This window comes from Kitasatospora sp. NPDC022785, from assembly GCF_055561295.1.
Genome location: NZ_JBVHHB010000025.1, coordinates 23,754 through 40,992, shown reverse-complemented (window position 1 = coordinate 40,992; position 17,239 = coordinate 23,754). Strand labels below are relative to the sequence as shown.

The 17,239-nt window shown below is 73.0% G+C and carries 17 protein-coding genes and 2 pseudogenes; 10 read left to right on the top strand and 9 right to left on the bottom strand.

Annotated features, from left to right (window positions below; all coding sequences use genetic code 11):
* Positions 1–37: 37 nt before the first annotated feature.
* Both ACZ3YO_RS30855 and ACZ3YO_RS30850 read right to left on the bottom strand, forming a co-directional pair.
* Positions 38–856: a zf-HC2 domain-containing protein gene (locus ACZ3YO_RS30855; RefSeq protein ID WP_465575845.1), complete on the bottom strand. Its 819-nt coding sequence runs from the start codon at positions 854–856 to the stop codon at positions 38–40.
* Positions 853–1,416 carry an RNA polymerase sigma factor gene (locus tag ACZ3YO_RS30850; RefSeq protein WP_465575842.1) on the bottom strand — a complete coding sequence of 188 codons (564 nt, stop codon included), beginning with the start codon at positions 1,414–1,416 and terminating at the stop codon, positions 853–855. The genes ACZ3YO_RS30855 and ACZ3YO_RS30850 overlap by 4 nt, the downstream gene beginning before the upstream one ends.
* A gap of 408 nt (positions 1,417–1,824) precedes the next feature.
* Here ACZ3YO_RS30850 and ACZ3YO_RS30845 point away from each other — a divergent pair.
* Together ACZ3YO_RS30845 and ACZ3YO_RS30840 are read left to right on the top strand one after the other, a co-directional pair.
* Positions 1,825–2,085 (top strand): annotated as a pseudogene (locus tag ACZ3YO_RS30845) (maleylpyruvate isomerase N-terminal domain-containing protein); the annotation flags it as partial.
* A 16-nt stretch (positions 2,086–2,101) separates the two neighbouring features.
* Positions 2,102–2,368, top strand: coding sequence for a DinB family protein (locus ACZ3YO_RS30840; RefSeq protein WP_465576033.1), 267 nt, complete (start codon positions 2,102–2,104; stop codon positions 2,366–2,368).
* Positions 2,369–2,404: 36 nt separating this feature from the next.
* Here ACZ3YO_RS30840 and ACZ3YO_RS30835 read toward each other — a convergent pair.
* The 4 genes and pseudogenes from ACZ3YO_RS30835 to ACZ3YO_RS30820 form a co-directional block, all read right to left on the bottom strand.
* A pseudogene (locus ACZ3YO_RS30835) lies at positions 2,405–2,494 on the bottom strand (transposase); the annotation flags it as partial.
* Positions 2,495–2,785: 291 nt separating this feature from the next.
* A complete protein-coding gene (locus ACZ3YO_RS30830) occupies positions 2,786–3,172 on the bottom strand; it encodes a transglycosylase family protein (protein ID WP_405362999.1) in 387 nt (128 codons plus the stop codon).
* A 566-nt stretch (positions 3,173–3,738) separates the two neighbouring features.
* Complete coding sequence (locus ACZ3YO_RS30825; protein ID WP_465575837.1) at positions 3,739–5,070, bottom strand: RNA polymerase sigma factor; 1,332 nt, start codon at positions 5,068–5,070, stop codon at positions 3,739–3,741.
* A complete protein-coding gene (locus tag ACZ3YO_RS30820; protein WP_465554525.1) occupies positions 5,043–5,462 on the bottom strand; it encodes a YciI family protein in 420 nt (139 codons plus the stop codon). The genes ACZ3YO_RS30825 and ACZ3YO_RS30820 overlap by 28 nt, the downstream gene beginning before the upstream one ends.
* A gap of 391 nt (positions 5,463–5,853) precedes the next feature.
* Between ACZ3YO_RS30820 and ACZ3YO_RS30815 the strand changes: the two genes are divergently transcribed.
* The 4 genes from ACZ3YO_RS30815 (at position 5,854) to ACZ3YO_RS30800 (ending at position 10,725) form a co-directional block, all read left to right on the top strand.
* The gene (locus tag ACZ3YO_RS30815) at positions 5,854–7,176 is read left to right on the top strand and encodes a metallopeptidase domain-containing protein (RefSeq protein ID WP_465575834.1); all 1,323 of its coding nucleotides are present in this window, start codon (positions 5,854–5,856) and stop codon (positions 7,174–7,176) included.
* A gap of 322 nt (positions 7,177–7,498) precedes the next feature.
* On the top strand, positions 7,499–8,317 hold the full coding sequence (locus ACZ3YO_RS30810) for a class I SAM-dependent methyltransferase (RefSeq protein ID WP_465575831.1): 819 nt from the start codon (positions 7,499–7,501) through the stop codon (positions 8,315–8,317).
* 259 nt (positions 8,318–8,576) lie between these two features.
* Positions 8,577–8,840, top strand: coding sequence for a hypothetical protein (locus tag ACZ3YO_RS30805; RefSeq protein ID WP_465575828.1), 264 nt, complete (start codon positions 8,577–8,579; stop codon positions 8,838–8,840).
* Between the two features lie 511 nt (positions 8,841–9,351).
* On the top strand, positions 9,352–10,725 hold the full coding sequence (locus ACZ3YO_RS30800) for an MFS transporter (protein WP_465554533.1): 1,374 nt from the start codon (positions 9,352–9,354) through the stop codon (positions 10,723–10,725).
* A gap of 144 nt (positions 10,726–10,869) precedes the next feature.
* On the opposite strand, the gene ACZ3YO_RS30795 is transcribed toward ACZ3YO_RS30800, so the two are convergent.
* A complete protein-coding gene (locus ACZ3YO_RS30795; RefSeq protein ID WP_465575824.1) occupies positions 10,870–12,348 on the bottom strand; it encodes an FAD-dependent monooxygenase in 1,479 nt (492 codons plus the stop codon).
* Positions 12,349–12,465: 117 nt separating this feature from the next.
* On the opposite strand from ACZ3YO_RS30795, the gene ACZ3YO_RS30790 reads away from it, so the two are divergent.
* Positions 12,466–13,101: a TetR family transcriptional regulator gene (locus ACZ3YO_RS30790; protein WP_465575822.1), complete on the top strand. Its 636-nt coding sequence runs from the start codon at positions 12,466–12,468 to the stop codon at positions 13,099–13,101.
* 317 nt (positions 13,102–13,418) lie between these two features.
* Here ACZ3YO_RS30790 and ACZ3YO_RS30785 read toward each other — a convergent pair whose 3' ends face one another.
* Positions 13,419–13,997 carry a TetR/AcrR family transcriptional regulator gene (locus tag ACZ3YO_RS30785; protein ID WP_465575820.1) on the bottom strand — a complete coding sequence of 193 codons (579 nt, stop codon included), beginning with the start codon at positions 13,995–13,997 and terminating at the stop codon, positions 13,419–13,421.
* 91 nt (positions 13,998–14,088) lie between these two features.
* On the opposite strand from ACZ3YO_RS30785, the gene ACZ3YO_RS30780 reads away from it, so the two are divergent.
* The 3 genes from ACZ3YO_RS30780 to ACZ3YO_RS30770 all read left to right on the top strand — a co-directional run bounded on the left by ACZ3YO_RS30780 (position 14,089) and on the right by ACZ3YO_RS30770 (position 16,493).
* On the top strand, positions 14,089–14,535 hold the full coding sequence (locus tag ACZ3YO_RS30780) for an anthrone oxygenase family protein (RefSeq protein ID WP_465575817.1): 447 nt from the start codon (positions 14,089–14,091) through the stop codon (positions 14,533–14,535).
* 370 nt (positions 14,536–14,905) lie between these two features.
* Positions 14,906–15,115 (top strand): hypothetical protein, encoded by a 210-nt coding sequence (locus ACZ3YO_RS30775; protein ID WP_465576015.1) that lies wholly within the window; start codon positions 14,906–14,908, stop codon positions 15,113–15,115.
* On the top strand, positions 15,102–16,493 hold the full coding sequence (locus tag ACZ3YO_RS30770) for an amidase (RefSeq protein ID WP_465575814.1): 1,392 nt from the start codon (positions 15,102–15,104) through the stop codon (positions 16,491–16,493). Before ACZ3YO_RS30775 ends, ACZ3YO_RS30770 begins: the two co-directional genes overlap by 14 nt.
* Positions 16,494–16,647: 154 nt before the next feature.
* Here ACZ3YO_RS30770 and ACZ3YO_RS30765 read toward each other — a convergent pair whose 3' ends face one another.
* A complete protein-coding gene (locus ACZ3YO_RS30765; protein ID WP_465575812.1) occupies positions 16,648–17,220 on the bottom strand; it encodes a MepB family protein in 573 nt (190 codons plus the stop codon).
* Between the last annotated feature and the right edge of the window lie 19 nt (positions 17,221–17,239).

Below are 17,239 nucleotides of genomic sequence, written 5' to 3'. Positions count from 1 at the left end.
CAAGCGCCGGGTAAGGACACGCCGGCGAGACCGATGGTCAACGATGGGCTCCCAGCACGGAGTACGCGTCCCTGCGGGCGATCACGACACCGCTGCCGAGCACGAGGATCAGCGCCCACACAGGCAGACCGTCCGTCTGCAGGGCGAAGGTCGTACGGCTGGTGGCCAGGGTCGGCGCCACGACTACCGCAGCCCACACCGCCATCAGCGCAACGGCGGCACGGGTCACGCCGACGACACCGCCGAGTGCCAGGGTCGTCGAGGTGAACGCCAGGCAGGGCAGCAGCCACTGCGCGGCCGTCACCCCCGTCACCCAGCCGCCCACCAGCAGCGCGGGAACGACCACGGCCAGCACGGACGCGGTGCGCCGCAGCACCAGGTACAGCCCGGCTCTGGGAGCCGAGGCCGTCAGTTCGTACGCCGGGTCGAGCCCGCGCGACCACGACGCCGCGACGCCGAGCACGGGCAGGACGGGGGCGAGCAGCAGTACCAGGGACACCTCGCTGGAGCCGGGGCCGACCAGGTCCAGCAGCAGCGCGCACAGCGTCACGCTCACGACCATCGCCAGCCACGGCACCATCGTGGGCGTCAGCCACCTCGACAGTTGCGCCGGCCGGCGCCGCCGGCGCGGCATCGCGGCGGTGGCGGCCAGCTCGGGTCCGAGGCCGGACCACACCGTGTCGACCAGCGACGCCACGGCGGGCACCTTCGCCGTGACGGCGGCCGACAGCCGGTCACGGCACACCCGGCACGCCTCCAGGTGGGCCTCCAGGGCCCACACCTCGTCGGCGGCGATGTCCGTGTCGCCGCGTGCGTAACCGTCGATGATCCGCATCGACGCGTGCTCCACGCTCACACCAGGCTCCTTCGCATCTCGATCCTGGCCCGGCGGGCGCGGGTCTTGACCGTGCCCTCGGGCAGCCCGAGCAGGACCGCGGTCTCCCGGACGGACAGCCCGTCGAGCACCATGGCCTGCAGTACGTGCCTGAGCTCCGGCGCGAGGCGCCGCAGCGCGTCGCCGACATCACCGCCGACGGTCGCCGCGAGCGCCTCCTCCTCGGCGGCGGGCGCCACGGGCTGCGGGGCGGCCGCGGGCGGCGGCTCCGCGTGGTGGGCCCTGCGCCGGAACGCGTCGACGAGGCGGCGCGCCGCGATCGTCCACAGCCAGCCGACGGCCGTTCCCCCGGCCGCAGCCCCGGCGAACGCACCCGCCGCGCGCCACACCGCCAGGTACGTCTCCTGCATGACCTCGGCGACGACCTGCTCGTCCGCGCAGCGGCGGCGCAGCCGCACCGCCATCCACGGCGACGTACGCCGGTACAACTCCTCGAACGCCCCGCGGTCGCCCTTGGCGACCAACCGGACGAGACACTCCTCGTCCAGTTCGTGCAGCGCTGCCGTCCTGACTGATCTCACACCTCCTAGACGTCCGGCCCGGACATCAGGTTTTCCCCCCGGCGTGATCCCCGTCACATGCGGGAGGCCGGGTGGACCGCCGGCTCTTCGAACAGTGGCTCGCCGGGAAGGTTGCTTCCGTCACCGGTCCCGACCACGCCCGCCTGCTCCAGCACTTCGCCACCTGGCACCCACCCCGCGAGCTTTGCGCCCAAGCGCGGCTGGACCACTTGGCGTCACCCCCACCCCGGGTACGAGTACGTTCCAGCCGGCTCATGACCTGGCGCAGCGTGGCGGGGCGCCCTGGCCCGGCGAGCCCGGTCGAACCGCCGCACCCTTCTCCCCCGGCGACGCCCTGCGTCCGCGGCACCTGTTCACCGAACCGGTGACCGGCGCGGTCCCCAAGGGTGGTGATCCAGGACGGGAGGGGTGTGGTGGGGCGTGCCCGAGGGCGGGTGGGGTGCCGCGACGCCGTGCAGTGAGTGGACGGTCCGCCAGGTCTTCCACCATGCCCGGCTCGACCAGCAGGCGCTGGTCATGCAGATCACCGGCGACGCTCCCGAGGGGGACCCGTTCCAGCCGGTGGACGCGCTGGAGGCCGACGGCCGGGGCGCGGCGGTGCGGTTGGAGGCGCTGCTCGGTACCGCGATGAAGGCGTGGGAGTCGGTGCGGGAGGCGGAGAGCGTGCCGACCCCGATGGGGTCCCATGCCCGCGCAGGCCGGAACGGCCGTCGCCGCGCTCGACGCCGCGGTCCACGCCTGGGACACCGCCCGGGCGACCGGCCAGGACCTTCCTCTCAGCGAGTCCATGGCGGAGCGGCTGGAGAGCCCGGCCGGGCAGATCGTCGACTTCGTCCGCGAATCGTTCGGTAAGTTCGGCCCCGAGGTGGACGTCCCCGCCGCCGCCGGCCCCGCCGACGAGCTCCTCGCGTTCACCGGCCGCGACCCGCGTTGGACGGCGCCGGTGCGCTGACCGCACGCACGCCTGGCCTCCCCGGCGCTCACGGTCCCACGGCCCGTACCGCTCGGGCAGGTCACGCCAGGGCGCCCCGGTCCGAGTCCGCCACCGTATGCCGTCGATCAACTGTCGGTTCTGGCCGGCCTCGCCTCGTCGACTGCCGCGGCAAGGAACGCGTCGCGTCGGTGCGGCGCTGCTCCGTTGGCTGTTATGCGTGGCGCCTGGCCGTCAGCAATACCTGCCAAATCGTCGCCCTGAGGCGCCGAAGTCAGTAGGTGCTTGGAACGCCGCGACGCCGCTGTCCCGGACCGTGGGTGTTCGGTCGGGTGCAGCGGCGTTGTCGTGGGGGTGGCGTCGGGTGGACGTCGGGGTGGCGGGGTGGCCTGGTGGGGTGCTGGCCGGGGGTGCCGCCTGGTTGGTGCCGGTGGGGTGTTACTTGGTGAGGCCGGCCTTGACGGAGCAGACGGGCCAGGCGCCGGGGCCCTGGGCGGCGAGGACCTTTTCGCCGATGGTGATCTGCTGGGCCTTGGTGGCCTGGTGGGCCTGGGGGGCGTAGGCGGTGCCGCCGAAGGCGGCCCAGGTGCTGGAGGTGAACTGGAGTCCGCCGTAGAAGCCGTTGCCGGAGTTGATGGCCCAGTTGCCGGTGGCCTCGCAGGCGGCGACCTTGTCCCAGACGGAGGCGGGTGCGGCGGAGGCGGTGTTGGCTGCGACGAGGCCGGCCACCGGCAGGGCGGTGAGGGCGCCGGCCATGAGTGCCATGCGGACGCGGTTGCGGCGCTTGGTGGTGGTGGCGGTGGTGGTCTCGTTGCGGAGGGTCATGTGGTTCCTTTGCGTGCGGCGTGAGGGGTGGGGCGGGTGTGCGGGCGTGCGGAACTAGGCCCTGGGGGGCTGTTGGTTTCGGGGGGTGTCGCTCGCGTGGGTGGTGCGCCGTGGTGCTCCGGGGGCCTTCGGGGCGGTGTGTTCGGTGCAACGGGTTCGAAGTTACGGGGGTGGTGGTGGGGGTTTCAAGGATTCGTAGGTTTGGGCACGTCAGGGGGTTGTTACCGCGGGTAGGGATCAAGGAAATGGGATGATTTGAAGCCAAATGCCCCATTTTTCAAGATCGAATGGGGGGTGGAAGTGGTCCGGGCCACACGGGTGGGGGTGTGAGGCCGCGCACATCGTCGACGGTGGGTGACGGGCCCTCGGCCGCGTGTGCCGAAGTGGTGGGGTGGTGACCGGGCCGGGGGTGGCCCGCACCACAGCCCTCACGCCCGGCCCGCCAACCGTCCACACTCCGTGACGAAAGGCGGCCCGGCGCGGTGCCCGACGGCGGCGATCCGCGGCCTCACACGTACGACGCCTCCGCCCCGGCGGGGACCGGGGCGGAGGCGGGACGGCCGGTGTCAGGCGAGCGCAGCCGCCTTGCGCAGCAGCACGGACCGTTCGCGGCTGTTGCGGCACAGGCGTGCGGCGAGCTCCAGCTCCGCCCGCGCCTCGGCGGTGCGGCCGAGTCGCGAGAGCAGCTCGCCGCGCACGCTCGGGAGCAGGTGGGAGCCGGAGAGGCGGCCGGAGGCGACGAGCTCGTCGACGAGCGCCAGCGCGTCCTGCGGCCCGGTCGCCATGGCCACGGCCACCGCCCGGTTGAGTTCCACGACGGGGGAGGGCGCGACCCGGCCGAGCGCCTCGTAGAGGAGCACGATCCGCTCCCAGTCGGTTTCCGGCACGGACGGGGCCTTGGCATGGCAGGCGGCGATCGCCGCCTGCAGGCCGTAGGGCCCCAGGCCGCGTCCGGTGGCCGTCGCCCGGTCGAGCGCCGCGAGGCCGCGGCGGACGGCGGAGCGGTCCCACCGGCGGCGGTCCTGGTCCTCCAGCAGGACGGGCTCGCCGTCGGGCCCGGTGCGGGCGGGGAACCGTGCGGCGGTGAGCTCGAACAGCGCGAGCAGCCCGAACACCTCCCCTTCGCCGGGCAGCAGCGCGGCCAGCGTCCGGGCCAGCCGGATCGCTTCGAAGGCGAGACCGGGGCGCAGCAGATCGTCGCCGGTCGTCGCCGTCGAGCCCTCGGTGAAGATCACGTACAGCACGCTCAGGACGCCGCCGAGCCGCTCGCGCCGCTCCGCGGGCGGCGGGAGCTCGAACGGCACCGCGGCCGCGGCGATCGTCTTCTTCGCCCGGGTGATCCGTGCCTGGACGGTCGGCACGGGCACGAGAAACGCGCGGGCGATCTCCTCGCTGGACAGGCCGGCGACCACGCGCAGGGTCAGCGCGGCGCGGGCCTCCGGCGAGAGCACCGGGTGGCAGGCCACGAACATCAACGCGAGGACGTCGTCCTCGATCCGGTCCGGGTCCCACGGCGGGTCGTCCGACCGGTCCGCGGTGGGCTCCGCGCCGGAGCTCGCCTCGCCCTCGCCGAGCCGGGCCGCGAGCGCGGCGTACCGGTCGTCGAGGGCGGAGCGGCGGCGGAACTGGTCGATGGCGCGCCGCCGGGCGGTGGCCAGCAGCCAGCCCACGGGGCTGGCCGGCTCGCCGTCGCGCGCCCAGACGACGAGTGCCTGGGCCAGGGCCTCCTGGGCGACGTCCTCGGCGAGGTCGAAGTCCCCGGTGTAGCGGGTGAGTGCGCCGATGATCCGCGCGGACTCGATGCGCCAGAGGGCCTCGACGGCCCGCCGGGCCGATTCGGTGTCCGGCGGGCCCTCGGAGCGTGCGGGTGTCAGAGCTGGCCGGTCCGCTCGCGCCATGCCCGCTCCTTGACGATCCACTCGTTGTCCTGCGGGAACTCGTCGATCCCCGGCACCCGGCGGATCTCCACCTTCGTGCCCGGGAACGCCGGGAGGCGCTTGGCCCATTCGACAGCCTCCTCCTTCGAGGCCACGTCGAGGATGTAGTAGCCGCCGAACAGTTCCTTGGTCTCACCGTACGGGCCGTCGGTGACAACGGGGGTTTCCCCGCTGAGATCGACCACCACGCCCTGCGAGGCGTCGTCCAGGCCCTCGGCCGCGACGAGCACGCCCGCCCGGATCAGCTCCTCGTTGTAGCGGCCCATCGTCGCGAGCATCTCGTCGAAGGGCGTCTCCATCATCTTCGCGACCGAGTCCTCGTTGCCTCGCATGATCAACATGTACTTCGCCATGGCTGGTCTCCTTCGTAGCGGGGCCGCTGTCCGACCCTCTCTCTATCCCAGGTCGAACGGGGCCGTCGCGGATCGACACGACGGAGAAAACCGAATCACCTTTCTTTCCCGTCCCCGGCGCCCCGGTGGTGGGAGCGAGGTGCGGCAGGGCGGCGGGGCGCCGGCGTGCGAGGTCGAGGAGGAGGTCGCAGCCCTGGGGCCGGGGGAGTCCGGGTCGGCGCGGCGAATTCCTGACCCTCACTCAACTGTCCTTCTCTGTCCGGAGTTTACCGCTCATAGCTCCGTGGGTACGGGTGCCGTCGCCCGTCCGGGGACAGGCCCCGGAAGCATTGGGGAAGGGGAGGTCTCCCGTATGCGCGGGAACCGAATGCGTGGGAACCGAATGCGGCGAATGCGCCGGCTCCGCGCCAGGGCGGCGGTGCTCCTGGCCGCCGTCGTCATGGTGCTCTGGGGGGTTCCGCAGGGGGCCCAGGCCGTGCCCGTCCGGGGCTACACGGGCTGGTCGATCCTCATGTGCAAGGTGTCGGACAACGCGTCCGAACCGCACAGCGCCGCCTGGCTGAGGAACTTCTTCACCGACTCCGGCGCCGGCACCGGCGGCATGTACGACTACTTCAACAGCGTCTCGGCCGGCGCGGTGCAGATCCGCAACTCCAACGCCGCCGGCTGGTACACGATGCCCTACACCCTCGCCCAGGAGCAGGGCCGGGACAGGTGGACCCGCTTCCAGGACTGCGTCAACGCCGCGAGCGCCGGCGGGTACACCGTCCCCGCCGGCCACCGCACGATCGTCGTCACCAACGTCGGCATCGACTGGTGGGGTGCCGGCGGTGCGATCTACCTGGACGGCACCGGCCTCGGCTCGGTCTCGGTCGCCCACGAGATGCTGCACGGCTACGGGCTCGGGCACTCCTTCTCCAACGACACCAGCTACCGCAACGCCCCGTGGTCCGCGCCGGGGGAGTACGACGACCCGTGGGACGAGATGAGCGCCGCCAACGTCTACGGCTCGGGCACCGGCGGCACCTACGGCAACGCGCAACCGGTCGGCCTGGCCGGCTTCCAGCTCGACAAGCTCGGCTGGGTGGACCACAGCCGGGTGGCCGTCGCCCCGGCCGGCTGGAGCAGCTACACCCTCACCTCGCTCCAGAGCGATGACGGCTACCACCCGCAGTTGCTCCGGGTGCCGATCGGATCGGACCCGTTCCACTACTACACGGTGGAGTTCACCCGGAAGCTCGGCTACTCCGGGGGCATCCCGAACGACGTGGTGCTGATCCACGAGATCGTCAACGGGACGCCGTACCTGCAGCGCACCCTGGACGGCGGCGCCCGGCTCCCCGTCACCTCGCTGAACGCCAACGGGGACTCGATCGCTACCTCGGTCAGCGGCGGCACCGCGAGCGTCACCGTCTACTCGGCCACCTCGGTCGCGATCTACGGGCCGAACACCTGCACCCCGGGGTACGTCTGGCGCGACGGCGACTACCGCGACTACGCCTGCGTGACCCCGGCGACCCGCAGCCAGACCACCGCCGACAACGCGGCCCGCTACAGCCGGTGGGTGTCCGGCCCCTACGGACCGCACACCTGCGTCTCCGGTTACGTCTGGCGGGAGGCCTGGCCGGGTGACGACGTCTGTGTGACGCCCGGCGTCCGCTCCCAGGCGGCTGCCGACAATGCGGCGACGCCGTCGCGCGTCCTGCATCCCTGATCCGCCGAGGACCGGCCCCCGGCGCCCCGTGTGTGGGGGCCGGGGGCCGTGCCGTGCCCGCCGGCCACGTCGCCGGTGCGGTGAGCGCGGCCCGGACCCGGTGGGCGCGGGGATGCCGGCCGAGGGGTGTGGAGCTCTCTGCCGAAGCCGTATCCGCGCGAGCGGCAGCCTCCGGCCTCACCTCCGGACCGGTGGCTCCCTTCCGGACCGGCGGTGTCCACCGGCCTCCGATAGGCTCGTCAGTGTCCGCAGCGCGGTGACCTCCGGTGGCCGAAGGCCCGCCCTCCCGCGGGCGGACGGCAGGACGACGGGAGGACAGCCGATGTCCACTGACCCGGTCGCGCCGGGCCCGGCCGGAGCCGACGGCGGGTACGGCGAGTCCCTCTTCGAGCCGTGGCAGCCCGGCGAGGGCGAGCGCATCGACCTCGGCTCCCTCGCCTACGACCACGTCACCCGGGCCCGGCTGCGTGCTCTCGGGGTCGGCCCCGGAGTGCGCTGCTGCGACGTGGGGGCCGGTACCGGCACCATCGCGCGCTGGCTGGCCACGGCCGCCGGGGCCGGCGAGGTCCTCGCCGTCGACCGGGACGTGCGCTTCATCGAGCCGTTCGCGGGCGGGGCGCTGCGGACGCTCACGGCCGACGTCTCCTCACCCGACTTCCACCCCGGCCGGTTCGACCTGGTGCACGCGCGCTTCGTGCTGATGCACCTGCCGGAGCGGCAGCGTGTCATGGCCCGCCTGCGGGACCTCCTCGCACCGGGCGGGTACCTGGTCCTCGGGGACGCCGTCGACCTCACCACGGCCGGCCCGCCCGACACCCCGTACCGGCTCGCGATGCGCGCGATGTGGCGGGCCCTGAGGACGTCCATCGGTACCGACGTCGCCTGGACGCCCGGTTATCCGCGGCTGCTGCGCGAGCTCGGGCTGTCCGAGGTCGGCGCGGAGGCGTACGTCCCGGCCCTGGTCGCGGACGCCCCGATCACCGCGTTCTGGCTGGACACCTGGGACCGCTCCCGCGAGGCCATGCTCGCCACCGGGCTCATCGATGCCGAACTCCTCTACGAGGCCCGCGAGTCACTGGCCTCGGGCACCGCCGCCGACCTCTCTCCCGGCCTGGTCACCGCCTGGGGGCGCCTGTCCTGAGCCCTCGGCGGTCCGGTCGCAGCCACCACCGGGGAGCGTCGGCTCCCGCCCGGCGCCGGGTCCGGCGGAGCGGCCGGTCGTCGGACGGGTGCGCGGAGTGGCCGGGCCGTTGCGGACGGGCCGTAAGCTGTGGGCCGGTCGAACAGGGGAGTGGTGGCATGGCTGGCTGGATCTGGGCGCTGATACCTGCGGTGATGATCGGCGGGGTTGGATCGGCGACAACGTCCGGGGCGCGCTGAAGACGCGCCACGAGCGGAAGATGGAGCTTCAGCAGGCCGCTGAACGGCGGCAGCTCGCACTCGACGCGGCGAAGCGGGCCCCGGAGCCCGTCTGCGGATGCACCCACCACCTGGCGAAGCACGACAAGCAGGGCAAGTGCCATGAGGCGGTCGAGGCACCCACGGCGTGGGACGCCGACCGCAAGCCCCTGCAGTTCGAGCCCCGGCAGTGCAACTGCCAACGGTACGTCGGCCCCGAGCCGCTGGGGACGGTCTTCGCACCGGAGATCGTCGACCCCCGCTGAGTACCACCCGGCCGGGCCGGCCCTCGCGGGCCCGTGTGCCGGCAGCAGACGACGGCCCCGGCGCTTCGGCGCCGGGGCCGCGGCCGTAGTGGGGACAGGAGGTCCGGCCGGTCGTCCGGCTGTCGTGCGTCCGGCTCCGGCTCCAGCGCCGGGCCCTGACTTGAAATCACCGCATATCAGACAAAAGGGATGATTCGGCATGTCCGGGTGAGAAGTGTCACCTGTTCCGCGCGGCCGCCTCGGCAGGAGCGGGGCTGCCCCGGCCCGGCCCCGGTATAGACGGCCCGCGTGGTCGGCGCACGGGTCCCAAGGCCCGTCCGGTTCGGGACCAAGGACCCCAATCCGGTCGACCTTCGTCCCCGTGGGGACCGCTCCGGAGCGGGCAACCGTGGACGGTCGCCCGGTGTGTCCGGGTGACGGGGCCGCCCGCCCGGGCGGCCCCGACTTCTGCCGTCTACCAGGCGCACGGTGTGCGGGAGCACCGCCGTACGCCCCGGAGGACCCGAATTCCATGTCCCGAACCATCGACAACGCCCCGTATACCGGCTTCCATCGGAGACTGGCCCTGGCCTGCTCCGGTGGGCCCTTGCTGGACGGCTACATCCTGAGCATCGTCGGCGTGGCCCTGATCGGGATGCGTCCCGACCTCGGCCTCTCCACCGCCGAGGTCAGCCTGATCGGCGCCGCCGCCCTGGTCGGCATGTTCGTCGGTGGCGCGCTCTTCGGCGTGCTGACCGACAAGATCGGCCGGGAGGTGATGTACACCGCGGACCTGTTGGTGATGGTCGTCTGCTCCGTGCTCTCCTTCTGGGTCGACACGGTGTGGGCGATCGCCCTGCTGCGCTTCGTGCTCGGCATGGCGGTGGCCGCCGACTACCCGATCGCGACCTCGCTCCTCGCCGAGTGGCTGCCGTCCCGCCACCGCGGCCGGCTGCTCGGTCAGCAGATCGTCGCCTGGTACGCCGGTTCCGTCCTCGCCTACCTGACGGGCTATCTGTTCCTGCGGTTCGGCGGGCAGGGCAGCTGGCGCTGGATGCTGGCCAGCTCCACCGTCCTGTGTGTGGTGTTCCTGGTGATCCGGCGCGGCTCGCCCGAGTCGCCGCGCTGGCTCGCCGCCCACGGGCGGGTCGGTGACGCGGTGCGCGTGGTCGAGAAGCACCTCGGTGTCCGGGTGGACGGCCGGGAGTTGATGCCCGATCCCGCCGAGGCCGGCCGCCCCGGCGGTCTGCGCCTGCTGATGACCCAGCCCTACCGGCGCCGCACGCTGTTCTGCGGCCTGTTCTTCCTCTGCCAGGTCGGCCCGCTCTTCGCGATGCTGACGTTCGGTCCGCAGATCCTCTCGTCCTTCGGCATGCCGGGCGGCACCGTGCTGGACACGCTCGGCACCGGTCTGGTGAGCCTGGTCTTCCTCCTGGGCTGCTTCCCGGCGCTGCGGCTGATCGACACCTGGGGCCGTCGGCCGGTGATCATCTGGTCGTTCGCCCTGATGATCGTTCCGCTCGCGCTGCTGGGCGTCTGGCCCGCCGCCCCCGCCGCGGTCGCCGTCATCGCGCTGTGCGCCTACGCGTTCCTGTGCGGTGGGCCCAACGTGCTCGACTGGACCTACCCGAACGAGCTCTTCCCGACCGAGATCCGGGCGACGGCGGTCGGTGTCGCGACCTCGGTGAGCCGGATCGGCGCGGCGGTCGGTACGTATCTGCTGCCCCTGTCGCTCAGCGGGCTCGGCACCGGGCCGACCATGCTGATCGCGGCCGGCACCACTGCCGTCGGCCTGCTGGTCTGCGTCCTGTGGGCCGAGGAGACGCGAGGGACCGCCCTGGGTGCGGCGGCCTCCGGCTCCCCGTCGGCCGCGCCGGCCCGGCGCACGCCCGAGCCGGTGAGCTGACGGCGGGCGCTCCGCGAAGCCCGTGGAGGCACGGCCGCGCCGGCCGTGCCTCCACCGCGCCCGCCCTGTGGCCGGGCGGCTGTCCGCGGGCCGCGCCGAGGACCGGCCCGCGGTGTGCCGCGCCTGACGAGCCCGCTGCCACGGCTACGTCAGCGCCGCCAGGTACGTGAGCACGTCCCCGCGGGCGGTTGCCGGGGCGAGGAGGGCGACGTGGTTGTCCGGCCGGACGAGGACGAGGGCGTCGCCGGTGACCCCGTAGGCCCGGCGGGCCTCCCCGTCGGGATCGTCGAGCGGCACCGGCCGGACGTGGTCGGGCAGCCCGGTGAGCGCGGGCCGGGCGCTCGGCCCGAAGCCCAGCAGCGTGAAGTGGTCGCCGGCGAAGTGCTCGAAGAGCCGCGCGGGTTCGCCGTCCGGGCCGGGGCAGGGGGCGTCCGGTGCCCGGTCGCCGGCCTGGAGCGGGCCGGTGGGGCGTCCGGTGGCGAGCCGGCTCCACCGGTAGCCGAGCGAGAGGCCGGTGAGGTCGCCGACCCGGCCGGCTTCCACGCCGATGCCGGGGGTGCTGATGCCGTCGATGACGGCGGTCATGCCGGCGCTGGTGACGTCGAGGGTCCAGGCGGCGATCGGCAGGCGTTCCTCCTGATAGGTGTCCAGCAGGGCCGGAGCGGCGAGACCGCGCAGGACGTACCCGAGTTTCCACGCGAGGTTCCAGGCGTCCTGGATGCCGGTGTTCATGCCGAGCCCGCCCGCGGTGGGGTGGACGTGCGCGCAGTCGCCGGCCAGGAAGACCCGCCCCCGGCGGTACTGCTCGGCCATCCGGACGTTGACCCGCCAGGTGGAGAGCCAGGTGGCGTTGGTGAGCCTGAGGTCCTGGCGGCCGGTGTGCAGGGCGGCCAGCCGCTGGAAGCTCTCCAGCGACGGGGCGACCGCCCGGCCGTCGGCGTCCGTCTCCGGGCTCGCCTGCAGCTGCCAGCGGCGGCTGCCCTCGAACGGGCAGAGCATGAACACGCCCTGCGGCCCGAACCACTGGTGCCAGGCGCCCGGATCCAGCCCCTCGACCTCGACGTCGCCGCAGACCATCACCGGCTCCGGGTCGCCTTCCCCGACGAACGGCATGCCCAGCAGCTTGCGCACCGTGGAGCGGCCGCCGTCGCAGGCGACGAGGTACTCGGCGGCGATCCGCCCGCCGTCGGCGAGACGCACCTCCACTCCTTCGCCGTCCTGCGTGAAGTCCACGAGCTCGGTGGCGAGTTCGACCGTCACGCCGTACTCGGCGAGCCGCTCGCGGAGCAGCCGCTCCACCCGCGTCTGCGGCAGCCACAGGCTCGCCGGGTACGGGACGGCCGTGCTGCGGCGGGCGCTCGCGAACGGCTCGGTCTCGTTGACGAACTCGCCCGCGAAGTACTTGCGGAACGGCAGGTGGGTGCGGCCCGCGGCCGCCAGCCCCTCGCCGAGGCCCAGGTCGGCGAGGACCTCCAGGCTGCGCGGGTTGAGCGTCTTCCCGCGGGAGCCGGTGTGGAATGCGGCTGCCCTCTCGATGACACGGACCGCGACGCCCTGCCGCGCCAGTCCGCACGCCAGGGTCAGTCCGGTCGGCCCCGCCCCCACGATCACCACGGTCGTCATGTGTGTGTCCGCCCTTCCGGCTTGTCGGTACACACCATGGAACAGCAACCGAGTAAGAAATGCAACCGAGTAAGAAATGCAACCGAGTAACAAATGTCTCCGGGTTATGATCAGGGCATGAGCCCGAGCGAGCCAGACACGGGTCTGCGGACCCTCAAGAAGCAGCGCACCCGGCAGACCATCGCCGACGTGGCCATCGCCCTGTTCCTCGACCGGGGGTTCGACCAGGTCTCGGTGGCCGAGATCGCCGCCGCCGCCGAGGTTTCCAAGCCCACCCTCTTCCGCTACTTCGGGAGCAAGGAGGAGCTGGTCCTGCACCGATTCGCCGACCACCTCGGCGAGGCCGCGCGGGTCGTGCGCGACCGCGAGGCCGGTCTCACCCCGCTGGACGCCCTGGAACGCCACCACCTGGATCGTCTGGCGGCCCGCGACCCCAACACCGGGCTGACCGATGACCCCGAGGTGCTGGCCTTCCTCCGGCTGGTCTACGAAACTCCCAGCCTCTCCTTCCACCTGCTCGACTATCTCGACGCCGACACCCGCGCGCTCACCGAGGCGCTGGACCCGGACGGGAACGTGGCCGCCCGGCTGGTCGCCGCCCAGTACTCGGCGGTGCGCCAGGTCCTCGCCCGGTCCACCTGGACCAGGCTCGCCGAAGGGCAGGACATCGGCGACGTCGCGCCGAAGGCCGTCGCGGAGACGACCGAGGCGTTCGCCCTGCTGCGCGACGGCGCCGCCGGCCACGGATTCTGAACCGGCCGCCGGCCGCCGCCGGGTCGTTGCGGCCCCGCCCGCCCGCCCGCCCGCCCGCCCGCGCGCCGGCCCCGGCCGGCGCGCGGGCCGTTGCGGCGCGTCGTCCTGGGAGCGGGGGTGCGGGGAGGCCGGCCGACGGGGCGTTCGACCCAGCGTGCCTATCGGGTCGTGATCGATGATCATCGCAGCTTGCGGGGCGGGCGCCCGTCCGGGGTGCGGGGCCCGGCGGTCCGCGGTTGCGCCCTGCGGGCGCGAGTGACCGGAGGCACGCAGCCGGGGCCCGGGGACCCCGGCTGCGTGCCCGCCGGGGCGGTGTGTCAGACCATGGCGAGCCGGTCCACCAGCAGCTCGACCCTGCGCTCGGTGTCCTCCGGCGGGAGCCGTCGTGCCCGGGTCAGGGTCGCCAGTCCGTGCAGGGCCGCCCAGAACACCTCGGTGAACAGTCCCGGATGGACGCCGTCCCCGGCGACCTCGCCGAGGCTTTCCAGCAGGGCGGCGAAGGCGTCCTTCAGTGGTTCGGGGGTGTCCTCCTGCGCGAACGCCAGGCCGCCGTCGAGCTGGAACATCGCGTCGTAGACCGCCGGGTTGCGTGCGGCGAAGTCGAGGTAGGTGCGGGCGAGGGCGGTGACCCGGTTGCGAGGGCCGTCCGCGACGGAGGCCGCGGCCCGCAGCGCCGCGGCCATCTCGGCGGCACCTTCGAGGGCGACGGCGCCGATGATCTCGCGCTTTCCGCGGAAGTGGCTGTAGAGGACGGGCTGACTGTATTCGATGCGCTCGGCGAGCCGACGGGTGGTGACCGCGTCCCAGCCCTGCTGCTCGGCGAGTTCGCGGGCCGTCGCCACGATGAGGCGTTCGCGCTCCGCCCGTTCGCGTTCCTTGCGTTCCTGTACTGACATGGTTCGATTCTAGCACTGCTAGACAATCAAGCGGCAGCAGTACTAACGTTGCCTTGTCATCTAGCGGCGCTAGATCCCAGGAGGGGTCATCATGCTCAACGCACTCGAGGTCTTCACCACCGTGGTCGTCGGCGTGATGGTGGGGGTGGAGTTCTCCGTCGCCTTCGTCATCAACCCGATCCTGTACGGCCTCCCGGACGACAGCTGCCTGAGCGCCCGCGCCCACGGGGGGCGGATGCTCGGCGCCGTGATGCCGGTCTGGTACATCACCTCGCTCGTCCTCGTCGCGGTCTGTGCCGTCGCTGGACGGCACCACCACGGCACCGGCCTCGCCGTCACCGCCGGCGCACTGCTGGCCGTCAGCGTGATCATGTCGGTCGTGCTGCTCGTCCCGATCAACAACCGGAGCAAGACGTGGACCGCTGAGAACCGGCCCGCCGACTGGAAGCAGCAGTCGAAGCGCTGGGACCGCTTCCACTACGCCCGCGTCGCCGTCCTCATCGCCGCCTTCGCCGTGCTGGTCGCCGCCCTCACCTGAGCCCGCGGGCCGATACCGCTCCCGGTGGCGCACGATCCCCGCTCCCTGGGTGGCAGCGGGCCACCGGCATCCCGGCATCCGGGATTGCAGTCGCCGCCGAGAGCCCGCACCTGCGATCCCGACAAGCCTGCGGCACCCCCCGGCTACTGCCCGGCGGTCCTGAGCCGCCGGGCGGCGCCCTCGACCTGCCGGCGTTGGGCTGGAGTCGAAGGCCGGGGCGGCCGGGGAGCCACCCATCGGCGACAAACGCAACGTTTTTGCTTTAGTGCGCCGAAGGGCCTATGGTCACCTAAAGCAAACCGTTAGCTTTTGGTGGGGGCGCTGCTCCGCTGCTCACCTCCTGTCGGGAAGGACACCCGTGTCAACTCCTCTGACCGCGGTCGAACTCACGCCGCCGGAGGCGGCCCGCTGGGCCGCCCGGACCGGGCTCGAGCTACCCGCCGACCGTCATGCCGCGGTCGCGGCAACCGCGAACCACATCCACGCCGTCGTCGGGATTCTGCGGGAGCTGGACTTCGGGGACACCGCGCCCGCCGGCGCCTTCCGTGCGGGGGACGGGGCGCACGATGCAGCCGTATGAGCTTTCCGTGGCCGCCGCGGCGGATGCGATCCACGCCCGGCAGTTGTCCCCGGTCGAGCTGGTGGACTCGGTCCTCGGCCGTCTCGCGAAGGTGGAGCCGCTCCTCGACGCCTACGTGGCGGTCGGCGCGGAGCAGGCGCGCGAGGCGGCGGCTCAGGCCGAGCGAGATCAGGCGCACGGCCGCCATCGGGGGCCCCTGCACGGCATCCCGATGGGCCTCAAGGATCTGATCGATGTCGCCGGCTGGGCCACCACGGCCAGTTCCCGGGTGCGCTCCGGTCACCGCGCGAAGGCCGACAGCACGGTCGCCGCACGCCTGTCGGCGGCCGGCGCGGTCCTGCTCGGCAAGACGCACACCCACGAGTTCGCCTTCGGCCTGACCACCCCGCAGACCAGGAACGCCTGGGACCACGGCCGGATCGCCGGCGGATCGAGCGGCGGGTCCGCCGTCGCCGTCGCCGCGGGTGCGGCGGCCTTCTCCCTGGGCACCGACACCGGCGGCTCGATCCGGGTGCCCGCCGCGCTCAACGGGGTCGTCGGCCTCAAGCCCACCTACGGTCTCGTTCCTCGTCACGGCGTCACTTCCCTGTCCTGGTCCCTGGACCACGTCGGCCCGATCACCCGCACCGTCGAGGATGCGGCTCTGGTCCTGACCGCACTGACCGGGCACGACGCGCGCGACCCCGCTTCGGTGGTCACCCCGGTCGTGGACTACGGGCCGGGCCCGGGTACGGATCTGACCGGGCTGCGGGTAGGCCTGCCTCGCAACTACTACTTCGACCACCTCGACGCGCAGGTGGAGGCCGCCGTGCGGCGTGCCATCGGGCAGTTGGAAGAGCTCGGCGCGCGGCTCGTCGAGATCGACATCCCGATGACCCGCTACATCCAGCCCACGCAGTGGGGCCTGATGGTGCCGGAGGCCACCGCCTACCACGAGCGCACCCTGCGCACGGTGCCCGAGCTGTACCAGGCGGACGTCCGCGTCCTCCTCGAGGCCGGCGAGCTGATGGCCGCCGGGGACTACCTTCGCGCCCAGCGCTCCCGGACCCTGATGCGTCAGGAGTGGGCGGGCATCCTGAAGACGGTCGACGTGATCGCCGCCCCCACGGTCCCGATGACGGCGGCAGCGGCCGACCAGACGACGATCACCTGGCCCGACGGCACGGTCGAAGGGGTCTCGGATGCCCTCGTGCGGCTGTCCGCCCCGGCCAACATCACCGGGGTGCCCGCGCTGTCCCTCCCGGTCGGCCACGACTCGGCGGGCCTGCCGATCGGGATGCAGCTGCTCGGCCGACCCTTCGGTGAGCGCACGCTGCTGCGGGTCGGTCATGCCTACGAGCAGTCACAGCCGGTTCGGGAACTCGCGCCGGTGGCCTGAGCACGGTGCGCGGGCCGGGCGTGCGGGCCGGGTGAAGCCCGCCGGCCCGGACCACGCGCCGTCCGCCTCCGACGCCGACCCCTAAACGCAACGATTGTGCTCACGGTCATACCAGCGACGCCGAGCGCCATCGGTAACGACGGATGCGGTTGCCTTACGAGGGGTGGTAGAGCCCACGGGCGCGGGCGGAGTCGAGGGGCCCGTCCTCGTCCAGGGACAGGAAGTGCTCCAGCTGCCAGGCCTGTGCGCTGCCGGCCTGGCGGTTGGTGGTGGTCACCCAGGGCGGGTAGACGCGGAAGGCGCGTTTCCCGCCGGCACCGTCCGCCGACACGACGCCGTGCCGGCGGAGCGCGTCCATGGGAAGGACGAACTGGCCGAAGTGGTGACCGTCGCGGCTGCTGACGACGAAGAGGTCGACGGGGTCCGCGGCGTCGAAGGGCTGGATGGGCCCGCCGGGGGACCTCTTCCACACGGTGACGAACTGTCCGACCTTGGTGGGGGTCGTCTTCGCCGCGCGGAACCGGACGGCGAGGCCGTCGAGGGTGAACTCGTGGGCGGCGTACTCCGCGCTCTCGGCTTCGGGCACCGGCTGTGAGCAGATGAACCCGCAGGGGTCGTAGACCAGCGTCTTCGCCGCCAGGAGATCGCTGTGGGCCGCCGTGGTGTCCGACCACGGGGTGAAGCCGTCGGGTCGGAGAGCGGGTGAGTGGTCGCGGTCGGTCGTCATCCGTCCACCCTGTCACGGG

Excerpts from the sequence above, each read along its gene's own strand:
- ACZ3YO_RS30840 (WP_465576033.1), top strand. The coding sequence starts at position 2,102 with ATGCCCGCGCAGGCCGGAACGGCCGTCGCCGCGCTCGACGCCGCGGTC.
- ACZ3YO_RS30830 (WP_405362999.1), bottom strand. The coding sequence starts at position 3,172 with ATGACCCTCCGCAACGAGACCACCACCGCCACCACCACCAAGCGCCGC.
- ACZ3YO_RS30825 (WP_465575837.1), bottom strand. The coding sequence starts at position 5,070 with ATGGCGCGAGCGGACCGGCCAGCTCTGACACCCGCACGCTCCGAGGGC.
- ACZ3YO_RS30820 (WP_465554525.1), bottom strand. The coding sequence starts at position 5,462 with ATGGCGAAGTACATGTTGATCATGCGAGGCAACGAGGACTCGGTCGCG.
- ACZ3YO_RS30815 (WP_465575834.1), top strand. The coding sequence starts at position 5,854 with ATGCGCCGGCTCCGCGCCAGGGCGGCGGTGCTCCTGGCCGCCGTCGTC.
- ACZ3YO_RS30810 (WP_465575831.1), top strand. The coding sequence starts at position 7,499 with ATGTCCACTGACCCGGTCGCGCCGGGCCCGGCCGGAGCCGACGGCGGG.
- ACZ3YO_RS30805 (WP_465575828.1), top strand. The coding sequence starts at position 8,577 with ATGGAGCTTCAGCAGGCCGCTGAACGGCGGCAGCTCGCACTCGACGCG.
- ACZ3YO_RS30800 (WP_465554533.1), top strand. The coding sequence starts at position 9,352 with ATGTCCCGAACCATCGACAACGCCCCGTATACCGGCTTCCATCGGAGA.
- ACZ3YO_RS30795 (WP_465575824.1), bottom strand. The coding sequence starts at position 12,348 with ATGACGACCGTGGTGATCGTGGGGGCGGGGCCGACCGGACTGACCCTG.
- ACZ3YO_RS30790 (WP_465575822.1), top strand. The coding sequence starts at position 12,466 with ATGAGCCCGAGCGAGCCAGACACGGGTCTGCGGACCCTCAAGAAGCAG.
- ACZ3YO_RS30785 (WP_465575820.1), bottom strand. The coding sequence starts at position 13,997 with ATGTCAGTACAGGAACGCAAGGAACGCGAACGGGCGGAGCGCGAACGC.
- ACZ3YO_RS30780 (WP_465575817.1), top strand. The coding sequence starts at position 14,089 with ATGCTCAACGCACTCGAGGTCTTCACCACCGTGGTCGTCGGCGTGATG.
- ACZ3YO_RS30770 (WP_465575814.1), top strand. The coding sequence starts at position 15,102 with ATGCAGCCGTATGAGCTTTCCGTGGCCGCCGCGGCGGATGCGATCCAC.
- ACZ3YO_RS30765 (WP_465575812.1), bottom strand. The coding sequence starts at position 17,220 with ATGACGACCGACCGCGACCACTCACCCGCTCTCCGACCCGACGGCTTC.